The organism is Xanthomonas hortorum pv. cynarae (assembly GCF_002939985.1).
Lineage (GTDB): Bacteria > Pseudomonadota > Gammaproteobacteria > Xanthomonadales > Xanthomonadaceae > Xanthomonas > Xanthomonas hortorum_D.
In genome coordinates, this window is the sequence record NZ_MDFM01000006.1 from 1 (window position 1) to 21,452 (window position 21,452).

Annotated in this window: 14 protein-coding genes and 1 other RNA gene; all 15 read right to left on the reverse strand. The window is 66.3% G+C overall.

Annotated features, from left to right (window positions below; genetic code table 11):
- Nucleotides 1-467 precede the first annotated feature (467 nt).
- Nucleotides 468-559, reverse strand: a non-coding RNA gene (locus tag XcyCFBP4188_RS05600) — sX9 sRNA.
- A gap of 59 nt (nucleotides 560-618) precedes the next feature.
- Nucleotides 619-1,458: a glycosyltransferase family 2 protein gene (locus tag XcyCFBP4188_RS05605; protein WP_104591767.1), complete on the reverse strand. Its 840-nt coding sequence runs from the start codon at nucleotides 1,456-1,458 to the stop codon at nucleotides 619-621.
- On the reverse strand, nucleotides 1,455-3,749 hold the full coding sequence (gspD, locus tag XcyCFBP4188_RS05610; protein WP_104591768.1) for a type II secretion system secretin GspD: 2,295 nt from the start codon (nucleotides 3,747-3,749) through the stop codon (nucleotides 1,455-1,457). Before gspD ends, XcyCFBP4188_RS05605 begins: the two co-directional genes overlap by 4 nt.
- Nucleotides 3,746-4,528 (reverse strand): type II secretion system protein XpsN, encoded by a 783-nt coding sequence (xpsN, locus tag XcyCFBP4188_RS05615; RefSeq protein WP_104591769.1) that lies wholly within the window; start codon nucleotides 4,526-4,528, stop codon nucleotides 3,746-3,748. The genes gspD and xpsN overlap by 4 nt, the downstream gene beginning before the upstream one ends.
- Nucleotides 4,518-5,171 carry a type II secretion system protein GspM gene (gspM, locus tag XcyCFBP4188_RS05620; RefSeq protein WP_006450115.1) on the reverse strand — a complete coding sequence of 218 codons (654 nt, stop codon included), beginning with the start codon at nucleotides 5,169-5,171 and terminating at the stop codon, nucleotides 4,518-4,520. Before gspM ends, xpsN begins: the two co-directional genes overlap by 11 nt.
- Nucleotides 5,155-6,276: a PilN domain-containing protein gene (locus tag XcyCFBP4188_RS05625; protein WP_043908357.1), complete on the reverse strand. Its 1,122-nt coding sequence runs from the start codon at nucleotides 6,274-6,276 to the stop codon at nucleotides 5,155-5,157. Before XcyCFBP4188_RS05625 ends, gspM begins: the two co-directional genes overlap by 17 nt.
- Nucleotides 6,273-7,124 carry a type II secretion system minor pseudopilin gene (locus XcyCFBP4188_RS05630; protein WP_006450113.1) on the reverse strand — a complete coding sequence of 284 codons (852 nt, stop codon included), beginning with the start codon at nucleotides 7,122-7,124 and terminating at the stop codon, nucleotides 6,273-6,275. The genes XcyCFBP4188_RS05625 and XcyCFBP4188_RS05630 overlap by 4 nt, the downstream gene beginning before the upstream one ends.
- A complete protein-coding gene (locus tag XcyCFBP4188_RS05635) occupies nucleotides 7,121-7,756 on the reverse strand; it encodes a type II secretion system protein J (protein ID WP_104591770.1) in 636 nt (211 codons plus the stop codon). Before XcyCFBP4188_RS05635 ends, XcyCFBP4188_RS05630 begins: the two co-directional genes overlap by 4 nt.
- Nucleotides 7,753-8,169: a type II secretion system protein XpsI gene (gene xpsI / locus XcyCFBP4188_RS05640; protein WP_006450111.1), complete on the reverse strand. Its 417-nt coding sequence runs from the start codon at nucleotides 8,167-8,169 to the stop codon at nucleotides 7,753-7,755. Before xpsI ends, XcyCFBP4188_RS05635 begins: the two co-directional genes overlap by 4 nt.
- Nucleotides 8,166-8,675, reverse strand: coding sequence for a type II secretion system protein XpsH (gene xpsH, locus XcyCFBP4188_RS05645; protein WP_006450110.1), 510 nt, complete (start codon nucleotides 8,673-8,675; stop codon nucleotides 8,166-8,168). The genes xpsI and xpsH overlap by 4 nt, the downstream gene beginning before the upstream one ends.
- A gap of 10 nt (nucleotides 8,676-8,685) precedes the next feature.
- Complete coding sequence (gene gspG, locus XcyCFBP4188_RS05650) at nucleotides 8,686-9,117, reverse strand: type II secretion system major pseudopilin GspG (RefSeq protein WP_043888939.1); 432 nt, start codon at nucleotides 9,115-9,117, stop codon at nucleotides 8,686-8,688.
- A 123-nt stretch (nucleotides 9,118-9,240) separates the two neighbouring features.
- A complete protein-coding gene (gene xpsF, locus XcyCFBP4188_RS05655; RefSeq protein WP_104591771.1) occupies nucleotides 9,241-10,458 on the reverse strand; it encodes a type II secretion system protein XpsF in 1,218 nt (405 codons plus the stop codon).
- A 175-nt stretch (nucleotides 10,459-10,633) separates the two neighbouring features.
- Nucleotides 10,634-12,361 carry a type II secretion system ATPase GspE gene (gene gspE, locus XcyCFBP4188_RS05660; RefSeq protein ID WP_074056651.1) on the reverse strand — a complete coding sequence of 576 codons (1,728 nt, stop codon included), beginning with the start codon at nucleotides 12,359-12,361 and terminating at the stop codon, nucleotides 10,634-10,636.
- 129 nt (nucleotides 12,362-12,490) lie between these two features.
- Nucleotides 12,491-14,374 carry a S8 family serine peptidase gene (locus XcyCFBP4188_RS05665; protein ID WP_104591804.1) on the reverse strand — a complete coding sequence of 628 codons (1,884 nt, stop codon included), beginning with the start codon at nucleotides 14,372-14,374 and terminating at the stop codon, nucleotides 12,491-12,493.
- A gap of 228 nt (nucleotides 14,375-14,602) precedes the next feature.
- On the reverse strand, nucleotides 14,603-21,172 hold the full coding sequence (locus tag XcyCFBP4188_RS05670) for an ESPR-type extended signal peptide-containing protein (protein WP_046932666.1): 6,570 nt from the start codon (nucleotides 21,170-21,172) through the stop codon (nucleotides 14,603-14,605).
- Nucleotides 21,173-21,452: the final 280 nt, after the last annotated feature.

Here is a 21,452-nt window from a genome sequence, read left to right on the forward strand (position 1 = left end):
CACTTGGCGGTGAAGTCGCTCAAGTCAGGTCGCCTGGGCCACTTCACAACCGTTGGTGTTGCGAATCGGAGTTGAAGCCGCCGGGCTAACAAAACTAACGTCACGCCAGTCTATTGAAGGCCGGCTGATCTGCGGCCTGACTGCAGGGCCCTTGCCCGCCCACCATCGCGGGACACGCTGCAAGTACGTCCTTGTAAGCTCTTACGCGGCATCCATGCCGCGTAAGGTCCCGCGACGGTGGGCGGGCAAGGACCAGTGGAGATGGTCGGTGTGCATGTTTTCAACAAAGCAGCCGACTAACTTTCTGGTGCGGTGTCCTCGCCGCTTGCGGGACCGTGTGGCGGCATGGATGCCGCCACCGAGCCTCCACGGACGGATTCACGGCGTGTCCCGCGAGCGGCGAGGGCACCGCGCGCTCGACCCACTCAGCGTTTGATCTGGACTTCCGACCGAATCCACCAGGATGCGGCCGACAACACCACTGCACTCACCACACGGCGAGCAGTCGTCAGCTTGCAGGGGACAGCGCTCAAGGAACCGCACTGTACGCGTGGTACATGCCGCACCGAACACCGGCTGCGCCCGCCTAGCGGTGAGCATGCGGCTTTGGCAACTGCTCTACGCGTCAAATAGCCTGCGTTGTGGATCCGGCGGCGGCAAGTCGGCCAGCAATTGTGCGAGTTGGTCGCGCTGCGCGCGCAGCGGGTCGTGCATCAGGAAGTTGGCGAGGCGTGCGTGCCAGGCCGGCCAGCGGGTGGCCAGTGCATCCATGTCGCCATCGGCCGGGCGGCCTTCGTGCGGCGAGGCGACGAAGGCGGTTTCACACAGCACATTGCGCCATCCCAGCCCGCCCATGCGCAGGCTCAGATCCACCAGCGCGGCGTACCACGAGCCGTAACTGCTGGCATCCAGACCACCGGCCTTGCGCCGCGCACTGCCGCGCAGCAGCACGGCGTGGCCGGTGGCCGACGGCAGTTCCGGGTGCAGTGGCGGCATTGCGGCGCAGGCGGCGGCAAGCCGGTCCGGCGCGGCGGGCATGGGGTTGAGTTCGCCCAGTCGCGGCCAGCCGCAGGCTTCGCCCACATTGCTCCAGGGCGTGGCGGTGGCAATCGCCGCATCGCGCGCAAAGCAGGCGTTGAGCTGATTCAGCCACCCCGGCAGCGGGCAGGCATCCACACCCAGCACCGCCACATCGGCATCGCCGCAGCCGCTGAGCATTTCATCCAGATGCGCCACCTCGCCGAGCATGCGCTGGCGGCGGGTGTGATGCGCCTGCAACGGCGTGCGCGCCAACCAGTGTTCGATCACCGCGCGACCGCGCGGGCCGGCCTGCGCATCGTCGGCCAGCCACACCCGCGTGCCAGCGGGTGTGGCTGCATCCAGTGCGCCCAGGCAGGCATCCAGGGCCTCGTCGTCGGTGCCGACCGGCACCAGCACGACGGGCAGTGCCGCACTCATTGCGGCTTCTGGCTGGGTTTCAGCGGCTCCATGGCCTTGAACTTCTGACCGTATTCGTCGGTGAGATTGCGCGCTTCCTGCGGGTTGCGCACGATCGACGGGGTGATCAGCACGATGACTTCGCGGCGTGTGTTGTCGCGGGTCTTGCTACCAAACAGGGCACCCACGACCGGCAACTTACTTAGAAACGGCACACCGGAGCTGCCATCGCTCGTGCTGTCATCGATCAGCCCTGCAAGCATCATCGTATCGCCACTTTGTACCGCTGCTTCGGTCTTGACGCGGCGTGTATTGATATCGACGTTGCAAGCGGCGCTATTGACAGTGGTGGTCGCCTCCGCCGTACACGCTGCAGGTCGTGCACCAGGCGTACTGACTTCCTGCACGATATCTAGGAACACCATGCCGTCCTTGGTGACGCGCGGACGCACTTTCAAAATCACACCGGTGTCGATGTACTGCACCGAAGAGAAGCTGCTATCGCTTCCCAGCCCGGTGTTGATTGAGGTGGAATTGATCGGAATGCGCGAACCCACGTTAAGTGTGGCTTCGGCATTGTTACGCACAAACACCGACGGTGTCTGCAGCAGGCGCACATTAGTGACTCGATCCAGCGCGTTAATAACCGCGGCGGCGTTCTTACCGAGGAAGGTCCAACCAACACCGTTACCAGTCACGCTACCAGCAATGTCGCCCCAGATATTGCGGCCCGCAGCCGATGGCAGGGCAGGTCCGCCGCTGCGATCGGCATTGAACGGTGTTGTCACCGCGTTTTCGAAGTACCAGTTAACGCCGTAGCTCAGCGCACCAGTCAAATTCACCTCAGCAATCTGCGCTTCGATATGCACCTGCATCGGCATCACGTCGAGCTTTTCGATGACGTCGCGGATCGAATTCCATGACTGCGGTGTGGAGCGCACCAGCAAGGTATTGGTTTCGGCCACTGCCGAGACACCAACCTTGTCGCCTGCCACTTCCAGCGTCACCGCGCCATTGCCGTTGCTGCGCGGCGACAACTGCAGGCTGCCGTTGCCCAGGCCACCACTGCTGCTGCCACTGCTGCCGCCGAAGCTGCTGCCGGACGAGCTGCCATCGTTGCTTTCGCCGATGCTGCCGCCAGTGGTGCCGGAGCTGCCACCCATGCTGCTGTCGCGATTGCCGGCCACGCCGCCAAGCACGCTGGTATCCGAACCCGGTGCCAGCGATGCATTCGAGTCGCTGCCATTGCCACGCCCGCCAAACACTTCCGACAGGCGGTCGGCCAGGTCCTTGGCCTTGATGTACTTCAACTCGTAGGAGAACAGCCGCACCCCACCACCGGCGCTGTCGATGCGGTCCAGCCACTGCTGGATCTGGTCCAGATAGCGCGGCTGCGGGGTGATCACCAGCACTGCGTTGGCGTTTTCCAGCGGCATGAAACGGAACATGCCGGCGCTGGGCGTCTTGCTCTGTTCGCCGAAGACTTTTTCCAGATCGGCGGAGACTTTTTCGGCCTTGCCGGACTGGATCGGGAACACGCCCACCGACATGCCCGACAACCAATCCACGTCGAAGATCTGCACGGTGCGCAGGTAGTTCTCCAGCTCGGCGCGGGTGCCGCCCAGGGTGATCACGTTGCGCGAGGGATCGGTGCCGACGATGGCGTTCGGGCGCGCATAGGGCTCGAGCACCTTTTTCATTTCGCTGGCGGAGATGAACTTCAACGGCACCACGCGCACTTCGAAACCGCGCGCGGCCGACGGCGATGCGGTGCTGGGCGCGACGGTGCCGGCCAGCGCCTGGTCGGCCGGCACGATGTTGTAGCGGCCGCCGCTGAACACCATGCGTGCGTTGTTCCAGCCCAGCACCATTTCCAGCAGGTTCAAGGCCTGCGCCGGCGAGACCGGATTGGGCGTGGCCAGGGTCACGGTGCCCTGCACGCCGGGGGCGATGACGTAGTTCTGCCCGAGCATGTCGCCCAGGATCGCCTTGACCACCGCCTGCACCGACTCGCCTTCGAAGTTGAAGGTGGCGCTGCCGCTGCTGGCCATGCCCAGCGTGGGCGACGGCGCGGCGGCCGCGCTCTGGTTGATCATGGTGCCGCTGCCGCGACGGATCACCGGCACCGGCTTGGCGCTGGTGTTGCCGTCGGCAGCTTGCTCGGCGCTGGTCTGGGTGGCGCCGGCAGCGCCGACTTGCGGATCCAGGCGCGCGTCGCGGCGCACGTCCGGCGGCGGAGTGGTGGCACAACCGGCCAACAGGCCGATCAGCAGGGACACGGGGAACAGGCGCGGCGTCATGCGTTCACTCATTGGGTCTGACCGGGGGTTGAGCCGCTCTGGCGCTGCTGTTGCAGCTGGCGGCGTCGGGCTTCGATACGTTCGCGGATGGCACGCATCTGATCGTCGGAGGGGCGTGGGGCTTCCTGGGCGCCATCGCTGCGTTGCGGCGGCACCGTCGGCGGTGCCTGCCCGCCGAGCTGCTGGGCAGGCGTGGCAGGCTGAGGCTGCGGCGGCTGCACCGCGGCGGCGTCGGGCGATGGCAACGGCGGCGTGGCGCCGGGTGCAGCGGGCGCGCCGGCAATGGCCGTCGGCGGTTGCCCGCCCTGGCCGTTGAACACCTGCAGTTCCAGTGTCTGGGTGCCGCCCGGGCCTTCGATGGTGGCGCTGCGCGGCTGCAGCGCCAGCAGGCGCCAGCCCTTGACCGCATCGCCGCCGAGTTTGACCCGCACCGAATCGTGCGGATCCAGGGTCAGCGTGGCCATCTTGAAGTTGTCCGTCAGCAGCACGCCGGTCAGTCGCACCGTCGATGCGGCGCCGCTGCCGTCGTTGCCGGACAGGAAGAACGGATGCGGCAGGCGGTCTTCGGCAAAGGCCGGGTGTGCGGCGATTTCCGAATATTTCTCGAACGCGCCCAGCCGCTCCGGCGCCGGTGCCGGCAGGGTGGGCAGGCGCTGCACCAGCGCCGGGTCGTCGGGCAGCAGCTCCACCCGCTTGCCCAGGCCGGCCACCGCCAGCACGCATACCAGCAGCGCCCAGCCGACCACGGTGGCCAGCAGCCAGGTGCGTAGCCCGATCAGGTCAAGGCGCATTGCTGGCCTCCGCGGCGTCAGGGGCGGCGGGTGCGGCATCGCTATTCAGCGGTGCGGCGCTGGCGCCCGGGCGCAGATAGCCGGCCAGTTCGAAGGCGATATCCAGGCCGTTGCCGCTTTCGTTGGGCGAGAGCTGGTAGCGCTGCGCCATCACGTTGAGGTTGTCCACGAACAGGCGCGGGGTGCCGTTTTCCAGGCTGTACAGCACGGAGGCCAGTTCCGGGGTGCCGCAACGCAGGCGCACCTGCACCGCGACGCGGGTGAAGCGGTCCTTGCTCTCCGGCTGCAACGGCGAGCGGTTGCTGATGGCGCAGCTGCGGTTGCCGGGGCTGGCTTCCACCACCGCGCGTTCCAGCCGCTGCACCAACCCGGCCGAGGCCAGCTCGGCAGAGGTTTCCGGCAGGAAGCCGGGGCGGCTTTCCAAGGTCTGGCGCGCCTGACGCAACCGTTTGCTCACTTCCGGCGCCTGCTGCAATTGCACGCGCACGCGCAGCTCGCGCTCGCGCAGCGCTTGCAGGTCGTCCTGCACCGCGATCATCGGCTGGGTGAACCACGGGTGCACCAGCACCAGATAGGCCACGCCGATCACCAGCAGCAACAGGCCCAAAGCGATCCAGCGATCGCGCTTAACGCTGCGTGGCATCGGCCGCCTCCTTGGCATCGGGACCGGCCAGCTCGGCGGTGATGGTGAAGCGGTCCACATTACGACCGGCATCGCTCTGCAGCACGCCGGTCAGCGAGGGCGTGCGCCACAGCGGCGAGCCTTCCAGACGACGCACCAGCGAGGACGCTTCGTTGCTCAATCCGATCAACTGCAATTGCCCGCCTTCGACCGAGAATTTTTCCAGATAGGTGCCGCCGGGCAGACGCCGGCTCAGCTCGTCCCAGATTTCCACCGAGGTGGGGCGGGTGGCGCGCTGCTGCTGGAAGAAGGTGGCACCTTCGACCAGATCCAGCAATTGCTGACGTTCGGCAGCGACCTGGCGCGCACGTGCAGCATTGGCCTGCACCTTGGCACGCAAGTCGTCGGCGGCCTGGCGGCGGTTGTCCAGCAGCAGCCAACCGGCCACTGCCAATAGCACCAATGCGGCGGCAGTGAGCAACAGGTTCCAGCGCTGCATCGGGTCGCTGCGGCGCAGGCGACGCGCCGGCGGCAGCAGGTTCACGCCTAGCGGCAGGCCATGCGCATCGGTCACATCGATGCCGGACAAAGCGCTGCTCCATGCGTCGGGCACACCGTCCGGGCCATCGATCATGCGGCGCGGCACCACCACCAGTTCGGCATCGAGCTGGCCGTCTTCGCGCACATCCAGCACGCGCGCGTCGAAATACACCTGGTCGGCGGTGAACGGGGTTTGTCGATCGATTTCAAAGCGCGCCACATCCTGCAAACGCGCGGCGGCGGCGGCCGGCAGGCGCAGCGGACGCCGCAAGGCATGCGCGGCCGGCAACAGCCAGTGCCGCGGCAAGCCCTCCAGTGCGGTGGGCAGCAAGGCATTGACTTCCTGCGGCTGCACCGGCCACGGCAGGCTGGCGATGGTCTCGCTGCTGTGGTCGCGCTGGCGCAGCAGTTGCAGCGCTTCGCCTTCGGGTTGCAACAACATGCGTGACTGCGACAGACCCAACTGCCATTGCCAGCGCTGCGGCAGCCAGGCCAGCAACGATTGCTGCCACCAACGCCAGAAGCCTCCGGCTCCCGGCATGGCGCGTACGCCGATACGACCCAAGGTATCCCGCCATGCGGTCATTGCACTGCTGCTCCCTCTTCCCAACGCAACACGGTATAGGCCGACCCAGGTAATGCGGACGCACTGATGGACACGACCGCCCGCAATACGGCCTCGCGTCCCTGACTCAGTCGCGCCCGGCTCTCGATACTATAAGTGTCCGAGCCACCGACCGTCGCCTCGCTGCCCGGCAAACCCGGCGGCGCATCACGCTGGGCCAGCAGTTGCCGCGCATCCAGCCCCATCGCGGTCAACACCGGGCCCGGCGCAAAGCGCGCTTCAGGCCGCGAGCGGCCGCTGTACAGCGTGAGGTTGGGCAGCAGCTTGCGATACAGCTCGCCATCCATGCCCAGCACCAGGCGCAACTCGCCCAGGGTTTCGAACGGGCCGTCTTTTGCGCCATACGGCAGCCCGGCATCGGCGTAATCGCGATCTTCCGCGCCGCCGCCCGGCTGGCTCAACGAGTCGCCATCACGCCAATCGACGATGGCACCGGCAATGCGCGCATCGCGGCCCTGCTCGCCACCGACTGCGCGCACCAATCCCGCCAGCAATGCAGGCTCGGCCATATTCAAATCCACCTTGCCGCTTTCGTCGGTGATACGAATTTCCACAGTGGCATCGTCCATCTGCCAACGATAGCGCCGGCCGTCTGCGCGCCAGCGTGCCTGCGTGTCGGCACTTTGCAAGCGAAACAATGCGTATTCCAGGCCAGAACGCGCATATTCCTGCGCCTGCGCGCCATTGCGCAGCATGCTGCCCTGCAGTGCTTCCACCCGCGCGGTCAGCGCGAATGCGCCGATCATCGCGGTGAGCAAGGCGATCAGCCACAACACCAGCACCAGCGCGGCGCCGCGCATGCGGCTCATTGCCCCGCTCCCGGATTGCTGGATTGCGGCAACGCCACCACCAACGACGGCCACGCGGCATTTCCACTGCGGATGTCGATGCGCACCAACAGCGGCAGCCGGTCGTGCCATTCCCATTGCGGCAACCACGCGCTCAAACGGCCGCTTTGCGGATCCATGCCGCGATAACGAAAGCTCACCTGTTGCACGCCTTCGGCGAGTGTTTCCGGCGGCAGCGCGGTGCCCTCTTCGATCGACTTGCCTGATTGCAGCATGGTCAGCGCGATCAACAGATTGCGCTGCTCGCCATCGCCGGCCACCGACAGGTCATGCAGATACGGACCGCCGCGGCCCAGATAATCCGGCACATCGGCAGCAAAACGCATGCGCTGTGGTTCGCCGATAAACAACATCGGCTGCTGACTTTGCGGGTCGATGCCCATCGCGATCGGCAAGGCCGCCGCCAGCCGGCGGCGCAGAAATTCTTCCACCGCGCGCACGCGCTCGCTGCGCTGGGCGATCGCTTCGCCGCGCTGACTCACCGCACTGGCCGAGCGCAAGGTGGCGAACGCCAATGCCAGCCCACCGACCAGCAACATCGTGGCCAGCAACACCTCGATCAGGGTGAAACCGCCGTTGCGCGCGCGACTCATGGGGCGCTACCCGGCTGCGCCGCAGCGACCAGCCGCAAGGTGCGCCATTGCAGCACCTGATTGGGCTGCTCGCCCCAACGCACCACCAGGGTCAGTTGCAGCAACGTATGCGCGCCCGGTGAAACCGGCGCCTGCGGATTGCGCCGCGGTTCGTCGTACGGGCGCACATCCATCGACCAGCGAAAATGCCCGTCTTCGAAGCTGCCTTGTTGCTGCTCGGGCACCAGCGGTTTGTCCATGCCCTGGGCGGCCAGCAACGATTGCGCATGCAGCGTGGCGCGCGTGCTGTCGTCGGCCGCGCGCACCTGACGTGCGGCGCCGGACAGCGATCCCAGCAACAGGCTCAACGCCAATGCCAGCAGCGCAAAGGCGACGATCACCTCGATCAGCGTGTAACCGCGCTGGCGCTTCATGGCGCCGGCGTCCGCAATTGCCCGGAGCGCACTTCGCCGGTGATCCAGCCCACGTCCACACGCCAGGTGGCGTCCTTGACGCGCAGGTCGATGCGCCCGCCGGTAGAGGCGCCATCCGGGAAGAACTGGATGGCGCCCTGATCCTGCCGCGACTGCACCTGCCGCGCACCGGTAAAACGCACCTCCAGCGACGCCGGCAGATCGCCGTGATGGCCGCCGGGGGCTTCCCAACGGCGCTGCTGCGGGTCGATCAGAAAGCGCTGCGGCGTGCCGGTGGCGATCGCCTGGGTGCGCGTGTAGCGCAGCTGCGAGGCGATCGCCTTGCCGGCGGTGCGCAGGCGCATGCCGTCGATCCCGCCATTGAGCGCGGCAGCGGCCAGCACGCCGGCCATCGCGATCAAGGCGATGACCAGCAGCATTTCCAACAACGAACTGCCACGCGTGCGTCTGCCACCAGGACCGACCACTCCATGCGGATGACGCAACGGCTGACACGCAACGCGCATGGCGGAAGGCTTATTGGTACTTGATGTCCGCGTCGTAGCTGCTGCCGCCGGGGCGGCCGTCCTTGCCCAGGCTGATCAGATCGAACGGCTGGCCATCGCCGGGCACGCGGTATTCGATGGTGTGGCCCCACGGGTCGTTGAGTTCGACCGGCTTGGCGTACGGACCGAGCCAGCCGCTGCTGCCGCCCGGCTGGGTGACCAGCTCATCGAGCTTGCCCGGCAACTTGCCGGTATCGAGCTGGAAATTCTCGATCTTGCCGGCCAGGGTCTGAATTTGCGATTTGGCCAGATTGGCCTTGCCGCGATCGGCACCACCGAGCACACGGCTACCGACCAGGGTGAGCACCGCACCGATCAGCACGATGACGATGATGATTTCCAGCAAGCTCATGCCGGCCTGGGCTGCACGCGATGGACTACGGGTAATGGAGCGCTTGATCATGAACGATTTCCTTGCACGTCGATGAAAGATGCTGCCGCCAGAAGATGACACGGCGGGCACTGCAATGGTTCCCGCATGGGTGTCGTGCGGTCACCGGAAAGTTGTTGTGAATCCACCGCCACGTTATCCGATGGCATTGGTCAGGTCATACAGCGGTACCAGCACCGAGATGATGACAAGCCCTACCACCGAGGCCAGCACCAGCGTGATCAGCGGGACCAGGGCGGCTAGCGCGCGGTCGATGGCTTGGGCGGTTTCCAGCTCGAACGTGTCGGCAGTCTTGAGCAACATCGTGTCCAGCGCGCCGGACTCTTCGCCCACCTGAATCATCTGCAGGGCCAGCCGCGGGAAGCGCTTGCCGCGTGCCAGCGACATCGCCAGGCCATGCCCGTTCTTGACGTCGTCGGCAGCGGCGTCGACATCTTCGACCAGCGCCAGATTCGACATGACATTGCGCGCGATGCCGATCGCGGCCAGCAGCGGCACGCCGTTGCGCAGCAAGGTGCCCAGCGTGCGCGTCAGCCGCGCGGTTTCCAGGCGTGCGATCAGGCTGCCGACGACTTTCTGCCGCAGCAGCCATTCGTCCAGCGCGGCACGAAACGCCGCATTGCGCCGCTTGCGATCCAGCCACAGCCCGAGCACGCCCGGCACCACGATCAAGACCACCCACCAGTCGCGCACCAGCAAGCCCACGCTCAACACGGCTTGCGTGAACCACGGCAAGGCCACATCCAGGCTTTCGTACATCTGCGCAAACTGCGGCACCACGTAGCCGAGCAGGAACAACAATGCACAGCCGACCACCGCCAGCAGAATCGCCGGGTAGATCAGCGCATTGATCACCTTGCCCCGGAGTGCGCGGCTGCGCTCCAGATAATCGGCCAGGCGTTGCAGGGTGTCCTGCATGCTGCCGCCGGCTTCGCCGGCGCGCACCATGTTGATGTACAGCTTGGAGAACAGCCCGTGCTGACGTTCCAGTGCCGAGGACAGCGGCGCGCCGCCACGCACGGTGTCGCGCACGTCGCCGATCACGCGCCGGCTTTTTTCGTCTTCGGGCAGATCCATCAGGATCGACAACGCACGGTCCAGCGGCTGGCCGGCACCGATCAGCGTGGACAGCTGTTGGGTGAACTGCACCAGTGCGGCGTTGTCGAAGGGCTTCTTGCGCAACAGCATGCGCAGCGACGGCGAGTCGTTTTCGCCGGTGGCCAGGCGTGTTTCCACCGGCAGATGGCCCTGCTCCTGCAGACGCAGCGCAACTTCGGCGTCGCTGGCCGCTTCCATCTGGCCATCGAGCATTTCGCCGTGCGCGTCGAGCGCTTTGTAGCGGTACAGGGGCATCAGGCTGGAAGGCCGGGAGTGGGGAATCGGGAATCAGGAATCGGTAAAAGCGCGATGCCGCGCTGCGTTGGCGCGAGTGGGCGCAGCTGTGCGCGTGCGCGACGCGTTGCCGGGACCTTGCCCTGCTCATCTTCCGATCCTGAGCATCCGATGCTCACTGCCGCTCCATTGACTCTCACGCATCCTCCGTCACGCGCAACACTTCTTCGATGGTGGTTTCGCCGCGCAAGGCCTTGGACAGGCCGTCTTCGTACATGGTGCGCATGCCGGCCTTGCGGGCCAGTTGCTCGATCTCGCCCATGCCGGCGCGACGCATCACCGCGCGCCGCAGCTCATCGTTCATCACCAGGAATTCGACGATGGTGGTGCGGCCGAGATAGCCGGTCGGCGCCGCTGCCGAGGCACGCGGGCGATACAGGTAAATCTCGCCCTCCGGCTGCAGGCGGCGCAGGTTGAAGCGCTCAATTTCCTCCGGCGATGCCAGGTAGCGTTCGGCATTGGGCAGGTCGAGTTTGCGCACCAGGCGCTGCGCCAGAATGCCGTTGATGGTGGAGGTGAGCAGGTAGTCTTCCACGCCCATGTCGAGCAGACGGGTGATGCCGCCGGCCGCGTTGTTGGTGTGCAGCGTGGACAGCACCAGATGGCCGGTGAGCGCAGACTGGATCGCGATGCGCGCGGTTTCCAGATCGCGCATTTCGCCGATCATGATGATGTCCGGATCCTGACGCACGATGCTGCGCAGCGCATTGGCGAAATCCAGCCCGATCTGCGGCTTGGCCTGGATCTGGTTGATGCCTTCGATCTGGTATTCCACCGGGTCTTCGACAGTGATGATTTTCACGTCGGAGGTGTTGAGCTGGCTCAACGCGGTGTACAGCGTGGTGGTCTTGCCAGAACCGGTCGGGCCGGTCACCAGCATGATGCCGTGCGGTTGCTCGAGCACCTTGCGGAACTGCGGCAGAAAGTCTTCGGTAAAGCCCAGCTTGTAGAAGTCGAACACCACCGTTTCGCGGTCGAGCAAACGCATCACCACGCTCTCGCCATGCGCGGTGGGCACGGTGCTGACGCGCAGATCCAGCTCCTTGCCCTGCACGCGCAGCATGATGCGGCCGTCCTGCGGCAACCGGCGTTCGGCGATGTTGAGCTTGGCCATGATCTTGACGCGGCTGATCACCGCGGCGGTGAGTTTGGCCGGCGGGCTTTCGCCTTCCACCAGCACACCGTCCACGCGATAACGCACCTTGAGCCGGCTTTCGAACGGTTCGATATGGATGTCCGATGCGCGCAGTTCCACCGCGTGCTGGATCACCAGATTCACCAGCCGGATCACCGGCGCTTCGGAGGCCAGATCGCGCAATGCTTCGATGTCGTCGCTGCTGTTGGCATCGCCATCGGCGGTTTCCACGATGGTGCCCATCGCGCTGCGGCCCTGGCCATACCAGCGCTCGATCAGATCGTCGATTTCAGAGCGCAACCCGACCTGCAGAAACAGCGGGAATCCGGTCGCAAGACGCACCGCATCGATCGCGTAATCGTCGTACGGGTCGGCGATCCACAGATCCAGCCGGCCGTCGCGTTCGCCGATTGGGCACAGATGAAATTGTTTGAGAAAGCGCAGCGACAGGCCCTGCACTTCGGGCAGCATTTCCGGCGGGGTATCGCCGAGTTGGCGTGCGTCCACCAACGGCAGGCCGAGCACATCGGCGCAGGTCTCTGCATGATCGCGTTCGGACACCAGGCCCAGACGGCCCAGCAAGGCCAGCAGGCCCATGCCGGATTCGGTCTGCAACTGGCGCGCGCGCAGCAGATCGGTGTCCTTCAGACGACGGCGTTCAAGCAACGCTTCGACGATGCGCGTCTCCGCACTTCGATGCTCAATTGGATCGACGGCAACCGCGTTCACACTCGTCTCCACTGGTTCGGCGCCGACTGTAGCAGTTTGCCGCGACGATCAACCGCACCCATCTGAATCGCCCTGAAAAACGATGCCCCCGGTGATTGGCCGGGGGCATCGGTCACACTATTTCAACGCTTACTGTCGTGCAACGAGCGTCAGCTTCGCGTAGTCCTTCGCACCGACCAGCTTGATGTAGTAGGTGCCTGCCTTGGGTGCAGTGAAACGCACGGTTTCGCTGTTGCCCGGGCGGGTCGACTTGGCATCGTAGGAGGTAGCGGTGGGCTCGGCGTCGAAGCTGACATACACCGACACATCACCGGTGCCGCCGTAGGTCATGAAGCTGAGCACGGCGCCGGCCTTGGCGTCGAAGCTGTACAGCGTGGAGCTGCCGGCAGCGCCGCTCAGCCCAGCCAACGGCGCCTTGTTGGTCAGCGCGATGGCGGTCGGTGCGCAGCTCTCGGTGGCCGGGTCGCAGGGTTCCACCAGCACCGCTTCCAGCGCGGCCTTGGCATCGACGATGCCGCTGCCGATCGGGGTGCTGGCCGGCGGGGTCACCGGGAAGCGACGGCTGGTCTGCTTGAGCAGGGTTTCCACTGCGGCCGGGGTCAGCGGGCCATCGCCCAGACCGATCGACGCGCTCTGCACCAGCGCCACGACGCCGGCCACGTGCGGGGACGCCATCGAGGTGCCACCTAGTCCCATATAGGTATAGGTACCCGAGGTCGGCGTGGTCGCACCGGTGTAGCCGGCCTGCCAGATGTAGCCGCCCGGATTGCCGTCCACGCTACCGCCGCCGCCCGGACCCGACAGGTCGACCTTGCTGCCGTAGTTGGAGTAGTAGGTGATGCCGCCGGTGATGCGCGTGGCGCCCACGGTGATCGTATTGTTGCAGCTGGCCGGCGAATGGTTGGCCGCATCTTCGCCGCTGTTGCCGGCCGCCACCACCACGGTGGTGCCGCGCGACACCGCGCCGTTGATCGCCACCTGGGTGGCCGGATCGCAGGGTTCGCCACCACCCAGGCTCATGTTGATGACTTCGGCCGGGTTGGTGTTGGCCGGCACGCCATCCACCGCACCGCCGGAGGCCCACACAATGGCATCGGCGATGTCGGAGGTGTAGCCGCCGCAACGGCCGAGCACGCGCACCGGCAGGATGGTCGCCTTCGGCGCCACGCCCGCCATGCCTACGCCGTTATTGGTCGCCTCGGCCACGGTGCCCGAGACATGGGTGCCGTGCCAGGAGCTTTCCTGTGCCACCGAGCCGTCGTAGCAGACGTTGTCGGCTTCTTCCCAGTCGCCGTAATCCAGCGCGCCGGGCACGCGGGCGTCGGTCGGGCGACGCGAGACTTCGGCATCGGTGATGAAGTCGTAACCCTGCAGCAGGTTACCGGCAAAATCCGGATGGCCGGGCAGGATGCCGGTATCCAGCACCGCCACCACCACGCCGGCACCCTGCGAGAGGTCCCATGCGGCAGGCGCGTTGATGCCGCCGTTGGGGTTGCTCAGGTGCCACTGGTACTGCGCATACAGCGGGTCGTTGGGCACCAGCTGCGGGCTCACGTCGGTCGCGGCAACGCTCTTCTTGATCTCGACCGGGCGCAGCATGCGATCGATCTGCACGTCGGTCACCGACGGATCGTTCTTCAGCTCCACCACCACCTTGTCCACCTGTGCGGCGGTCAGCGTGCTGGACAGCTTGATCAGGTCCGAGCCGATGCCGAGCTTGCGCACATACGTCGCCTTGGCGGCGGCTGCGCTGGCGCGCGCACCACTGCTGGCGCCAACGCGGCCGACAGCGGCCTGCACGGCGCCGAGCTTGCTGGCGCGATCGGTCGCAGCGGCCGTGTTGTCCTTGTAGCGCACGATCAGGCGGCTACTGAATGCGTCGCCGGCCGCTGCTGCCTGGGTCGGTTCCTTGACCAGCAGTTGCGGGGCGGCAGCGAGGGTGCCCGATGCACCGAGCGCCATCATCAAGATGGCGCCGGTCAGCGGGTTGAAACGGAAATTCTTGTCGATCACGGTGAAGTCCTCTTCGTGTGTTTCGTCAGTCAAGTCAGGCTTGGAACGACCCTCGAAACTGCTGCGCAACCGCGGACGGCACGCTGCGTTTCGTCAGCCACTCCTGGTACGGCCATCACTCCATGCGAATCCGTTGGCCGGCCCAGCCACGGTCCTTACCCGCCCCCTCAGGCCTTGCTCTACCGCAGCGGCGCAACTCGGCGCCGCTGCGTTTCATGCAGCAGCGCGTTACCAGCCGAAACCGGCACCCACGCCGATCGAGCTGTCGTCGCCGCTGAGTGCGCCGCCGACCGTCACCGTGGCGCGCGGGCTGATCGCACGCTGATAGCCCACCGACAACGCCGATTCGCCGTTCTGGAAACCGACGCCGGCACCGACGCGGTTTTGCGAGGCGATACCGGCCACGCTGGCAGACATGTTCAACATCGCCGAGCTCATCGCGCCCTGACGATCCAGGCGACGGTTCTGCCGACGCAGGCGGTCTTCGATATCGCCCTGGTAGCTTTCGAAGCTGTCGGCCATCGCGCTGTAGCGGCTGTCGGTATAGCTGTTGGCGGCGGCAACGCCGTTGTCCAACTGGCCCTTGTTGACCGCATCGGTGGCACGCGTACCGGCCGCCACATTGGCCACCTGGCGCTCGCCGCCGACGCTGCCCACCGACACCGTGTTGGCACGATCGGCGACCGAACCCTGGCCGAGTGCAACCGCACCCTGTGCACTGGCACGTGCGCCCTGGCCAATCGCCGTGCCCGATGCCGCACTGACCTGCGCGCCTTCGCCCATCGCCACTGCATTGGTCGCCACTGCCGCAATCTGCGTGTTGGCGCCCACCGCCGTGCTGCCATCGGCATTGACGCGTGCGTTACTGCCGATCGCAGTGTCGTTGGGGCCATGCGCATACGCGCTGCCGCCGATTGCAGTACCGATCACGTGGTTGGCCACTGCCGCCGTGCCCACTGCAGTGGACGTGGCGGCCGGCGTGATGCTCCCGACCACTGCTGCGGTCGGCGTGCCCTGCACGCTTGCCGTGGCATCTGCGACCACAGCTGCAGCATCGATCTGCGCAGTCGCCGCAGCCGCCGCAACCGCAGGCACCGATGCAGTGCGCAGCGACGCCGTGCGTGCGGCCGTGCTGGCCGTTGCGGTACCACCACGTGCATCGAGCTCGTTGACCTTGCTGTCCAACGCGGTCAGTGCAGCACCGACGTTGTTGTAGCTGGCACCTTGAATCACATAGGTCGGCGCAACGAACACGCCTTGCGCACCGATCGCCGCACCACCGCCCAGAAAGCTGGCCGCATTGCTGAGCGACTGGAACAACTGCCCGCCGTTGATCGCATCGGTGCTGGCAGTGGCGATCGCGCCGCTGCCCACGTTGACGATGCGACGCGTGGCCGGACCACCGCGGCCATCGCCGCTGCCGACCGACACCACATTGGCGTCATAGGTACGCGAACCGGAGCCCAAGGCCACCGAATCGGCGCCGCTGGCACCGGCATTGGCACCGAGTGCGACCGCATTGCTGCCGCTCTGGCGCACGAAGGAGTTGTAGCCCAGCGCCACGCCGTTTTCGCCGATGGAATTGGTCTGACGGCCCATTGCGGTGCTGTTGACGCCGCTGGCACTGCTGTCCACACCCAGCGCACTGGCACCGGTCGCCGACGCCCGGCTGCCGGAGGCAATGGCAACGCTGCGCGCCCCGCTGGCGCTGGCGCCTGCACCGACCGCACTGCTGCGATCGCCGGTTGCCGAGGCCACGCCTTCGCCGGTGGTTTGCACCATGCCATTGGTGGTCTGCACATCGGCCGCCAGGGAATCCAACTGGCCCTTGTTGACCGCATCGGTGGCGGCCTGGCCGTCGCTGACATTGACGATGCGGCGCGTTGCCGGACCGCCGCGGCCATTGCCGCTGCCGATCGACACTGTGTCGGCTTCGTAGGTGCGCGAACCCGAGCCCAACGCCACCGAATCGGCACCGGTTGCGCCGGCATTGGCACCGAGCGCCACACCGTTGACCGCGCTTTGGCGCACGAACGCGTTGTAGCCCACTGCCACCGCGTTTTCGCCGATCACGTTGACCTGACGACCGACACCGGTGCTGTTGATGCCGGTCGCCGACGCGTCCACACCGACGACGCTGGCACCGATCGCATCGGCACGGCTGCCGCCGCCCAATGCCAGCGTGTTGTCGGCCAGTGCTGCGGCGCTTTGACCCAATGCGGTGGCGTTGACGCCATCGGCATACGAATTCCAGCCGATCGCGGTGGTGTAGTCGGCCGTGGCCCACGCACCCGCACCGAATGCAGCAGCGCCGGTGCCGGAAGCACGCGCCGGGATGAACCCGAAGAACGTGCTGCCACCAACGGCCACGCTTTCTTCGCCGGTGGCTTCGCTGAATTCACCCACCGCCACGGCGCTGGCACCAGAAGCCAGCGCTGCGGCACCGACTGCCGTGCTGTAGTCGCTGGACGCAACCGCGCCATAGCCCAGTGCCGACGACAGCCTGCCGCTGGACTCGCTGTACCCGCCCAACGCAGTGCTGCCGACATTGGAAGAAGCACTGCGGAAACCGACCGCGGTTGCCTGGTTGTCGGAGGCCACCGCTTCGCTGCCGAGCGCGGTGGTATAGGTCGAAATCGCCTGCGCGCCGGCACCGTTTGCAGTGGCGCCGATGTCGCTGGCCAACGCGTTGCTGCCGATGGCGCTGCTGTTTTCGCCGGTCGCCTGGGCATTGTTGCCCAGCGCCGCTGCGCCGATTCCGCTGGCCAAGGCGCTTACGCCGAGCGCCGTTGCGTTGTCGGCAACCGCTTGCGCGCCTGCACCCAATGCGGTGGTACCGGTGCCGGTGGCATTGGCGCCCTCGCCTGCGGCCAATGCGTTGTCGCCTTCCACATAGGCACCGGCGTCGCTGTCATCGCTGCCGCTGGCCTTGAAGTACTTGCTGGTGGATTCAGCGGTTTCGGCCACTGCGGTGAGCTGGTCCAGATTCACCGCATCGGTGCCTTGCGTACCGGCAGCCACGTTGGTGATCTGACGTTCGTTGCCGGTGCTGCCCACCGACACTGCGAAATCGCGATCGGCCACCGAATCGGCGCCCAGCGCCACGCTGCTTTCGCCGGTGGATTCGGCAAAATTGCCCAGCGCAGTGCTGTTGAGGCCCGGTGCCCATGCGGCGCCGCCGAGTGCGGTGGAAAAGTCGCCGGAGGCTTCGGTCGGCAACAGGCCGAGCAATGCGCCACCGACCGACACGCTGTTGTAGCCGCTGGCCACACTGCCCTGGCCGGCCGCCAGACTGTAGGTGCCCGATGCGGTTGCATCGCCACCCACCGCCACGCTGCTGGAGCCGCTGGCGGTGCTGAAATTACCCAGCGCGGTGCTGTTGAAACCGGTCGCGCTGGAATAGCCGCCCAGTGCGGTGGAGTAATTGGCGCTGGCCTCGGCGCCGAAGCCGAAGGCGGCCGCGCTGGTGCCATCGGCAATGCTTTCCGCGCCCACTGCCGTGGCCGAGTCGCCACTGGCGCTGGCGAAATAACCCAGCGCCGTGGTTTCGCTGCCAGCGGCCACGCTCAACGCACCGGCCGCCAGCGATCCATCGCCAGACGCATCTGCCGCTGCACCCAACGCGGTGCTCTGCGCACCTGCTGCTGCACTCTCGCCGCCCACCGCCACCGCATAGTCGCCGCTGGCCTGACTGTAGGCACCGGTGGACACGCTGCCAAACCCGCTGGCCGCCGCGTTGTAGCCCGATGCAGTGGCAAACTGCGCAGTGGCGCTGGCGCCGCTGCCCGCTGCCAATGCACCGGTACCGATCGCCTGACTGCTGGAACCGAACGCGCTGCTGTAATCGCCCTCGGCAGTGGCGTTGGAACCGGCAGCAGTGGCGTTTTCGCCCTGCGCATCGGCCGTGCCGGCGCCGGTGCCGGTGTACAGACGCGCGGTGGTTTCCGCGGTTTCACCGACCGCGTTGAGCTGGTCCAGGTTCACCGCATCGGTGCCCTCGGTACCGGCGGCGACATTGGTGATCTGACGTTCGCCACCGGCGTTGCCCACCGACACCGTGTTGGCGCGATCGGCGACCGCACCTGCACCCAGCGCCACGCTGTTGTCGGCAGACGCGAGGGCGCCGTTGCCGATGCTCACGCTCTGCGCGCCCTCAGCGATGGCTTCCCACCCCAATGCGATGCTGTTATCGGCAAAGGCGTCGGATTCACCGCCAATGGAGATCGCATGGCGGCCGTAGGCGTTGGCATAGGTACCGGCTGCGAGCGATCCAGTATCGGCTGCAAATGCATTCGGGCCCAAGGCAGTGCTGTCGTCGCCGTAGGCCAGACTTTCGGTACCGATTGCCGTTGCGCCATTCCCCCACGCCACACTGGCAAAGCCCAGCGCGGTCGATGCAGTGCCGTTGCCGATGCTTTCGTAACCGATCGCGGTCGCGCCACGCCCATTGGCGATGCTGGTACCGCCAACAGCAGTACCGAAGTAACCCGAGGCATTGCTGTCGGCGCCAAGCGCGGTGGCGTAATCGTCGCCGGCGCTGCTGTTGAAACCGACTGCGGTGGCATTGGCGATGCTGGCGTTGGCGTTGTTGCCGATCGCAGTGGTGCCCAACGCAGACGCCTGACTGCTCGAACCAAGCGCAACGCTGTCATCGCCCGATGCATTGCTGGATCCACCCAGCGCGACAGTGCGCTCACCGAAAGCACTGCTGCCAGCACCAATGGCGGTGGATGCGGTACCGCCGGCAGCGGCATTGGAACCGAAGGCAGCGCTGTCCTCGCCGAATGCCACGCTCGCTCCGCCGACGGCGGTACTGGTGTCGCCAAACGCCACGCTCCCCGCACCCAGCGCGGTGGAATCGGCACCGTTGGCGATGCTCTCGTAACCGAGCGCGGTGGCGCCGCTGCCGGTTGCCAGACTTGCGCCGCCAATCGCCGTGCCGAACTCGCCCGATGCGCTACTGTCAGCGCCGAGCGCAGTGGCGTAATCGGCCACTGCAGTGCTGTTGAAACCGAGCGCGGTTGCATTATCGACAGCGGCGATCGCGCCGCTACCGATCGCAGTGGTGCCCTGTGCCGTTGCGGAGCTGGTCGAACCGAATGCAGCGCTGTAGTCGCCGGTTGCCGATGCATTGGAACCGGCCGCAACGCTGTCGATGCCTTCGGCAATCGCGGTGCCGTCACCCGTGGCGACGAACGTGCGCGCGGTGGTGTCGGCAACCTCGGACACGGCAGAGAGCTGATCGAGATTCACCGCATCTGTGCCTTCGGTGCCGGCAGCGACGCTGGTGATCTGCCGCTCATCGCCGGCCGCGCCGACCGACACGGTATTGGCACGCGTGGCCACCGAGTTGGCACCCAACGCGACCGAATTTGCGCCGCGTGCGGTGCTGTAATAGCCCAGCGCCGTGCTCAATTCACCGCTGGCCCAGGATTCCGGGCCAACCGCAGTGGCGCCTTCGCCAGGTGCGTAGGCGAAGTAACCCACCGCCGTGGCTTCGGTGCCGGAGGCTTCGCTGAGCGTGCCCACCGCCGTGGTGTAGGTACCCGACGCGATCGCACCGGCGCCGAGCGCGGTGGACGCTTCGCCGCTGGCTTGGGTCTGTACGAAGAAACCCAGGCCCGGAATCAGATCGACCGGACCGCCGACCGCAGTGCTGCTGGTGCCGCTGGCGCTGGTCTGCGTGCCCACCGCGGTGGCGTAATCGCCGGCCGCATTGGCAACCGCACCGAACGCGGAAGACTGCGCACCGGCGGCATACGCACCGACACCGAACGACGATGCAGCAAATCCATCGGCATTGGCGCTGGCGCCCACTGCGGTTCCACCGACGCTGGCGCTGGTGGCGCCGGTCTCCACCGGCACCCCGCCGTTGGTGATCAGCGGCTGGCCATCTTCGTCCACCGCAGCGCCGCCAACGGCCACGCTGCCCGCGCCATTGGCCTGTGCGTTGTGGCCGAATGCTGCGCTGTTCCGACCGGAGGCGAGCGCATTGGCGCCCACGGCGGTGGCGTTGTCGGCCACGGCATTGGCACCGGTTCCCAACGCGGTTGTCGCCGTGCCCACCGCATTGGCCGCATCGCCGGCAGCCAGTGCGCTGTCACCTTCGACATACGCGCCGACGCTGTCTTCGCCGGGGGTTGCCTTGAAGAACGTTGCGGTTTCGTCGGCCACATCGGCCACGTCCTGCAACTGCGCCAGGTTGACCGCGTCGGCGGCGTTGACGCCGGCGCTGACATTGGTGATGCGGCGCGTGGCCGGGCCGCCGCGTCCATTGCCGCTGCCCACTGATACAACGTCGTCTTCGTGGGTACGCGAGCCTGCGCCCAGCGCCACCGAGTTGGCACCGGTCACGCCAGCATTGGCGCCGAGCGCCACGCCGTTTTCGCCGCTCTGGCGCACGAAACTGTTGTAGCCGATGGCCACCGCGTTCTCGCCGATGGCATTGGTCTGGCGCCCGATCGCGCTGCTGTTCACACCGCTGGCGCTGCTATCGGCGCCGGCTGCCACGGCGCCGGTGGCGCTTGCATGGCTGTTGCTGCCGATGGCGGTGGTCCTGGTAGCGGATGCCGCTGCGCCGTCGCCGACTTCGACCGACTGCGCCATCGCGGAAAGAGGAATGGCGATCCCGGCGCTACCCAGCGCCAGAGCGATCGCGGCGACCAGGCAACGGCTCTGGCGGCGGTCGATGAATGCGGCAGTGGTCACTGCACCCGGGCTGTCACCGCTGGCCAGTTCCGATGCCACGGCCCACACGCCCAACGCTTTGTTCCAGACCTTGCGATAAATCCGATTCATCGACGCACGACTCCTGAAGTTTTGGACTGGTTTTGTTGGCGAATACCCACCATCGCGAGGCCTTCCAGCCATGCGATTCCCCTGGTGATTGGCGCCATGTGCCTAACGGCGGTGGGCGGCTTACGCCTGCACCCTGGATAGTCAAAAAGTGAACGCTACCCAACCATATAACTGAGCGGAGTGTTAACAGCGCTCAAATCGGGCGTCAAGTTTTTGACGAAAAGCGAAGTTAAGCGTGTTTTTCGTCACACTTCTGTTTGCTTTTATTATTTTTTTGATA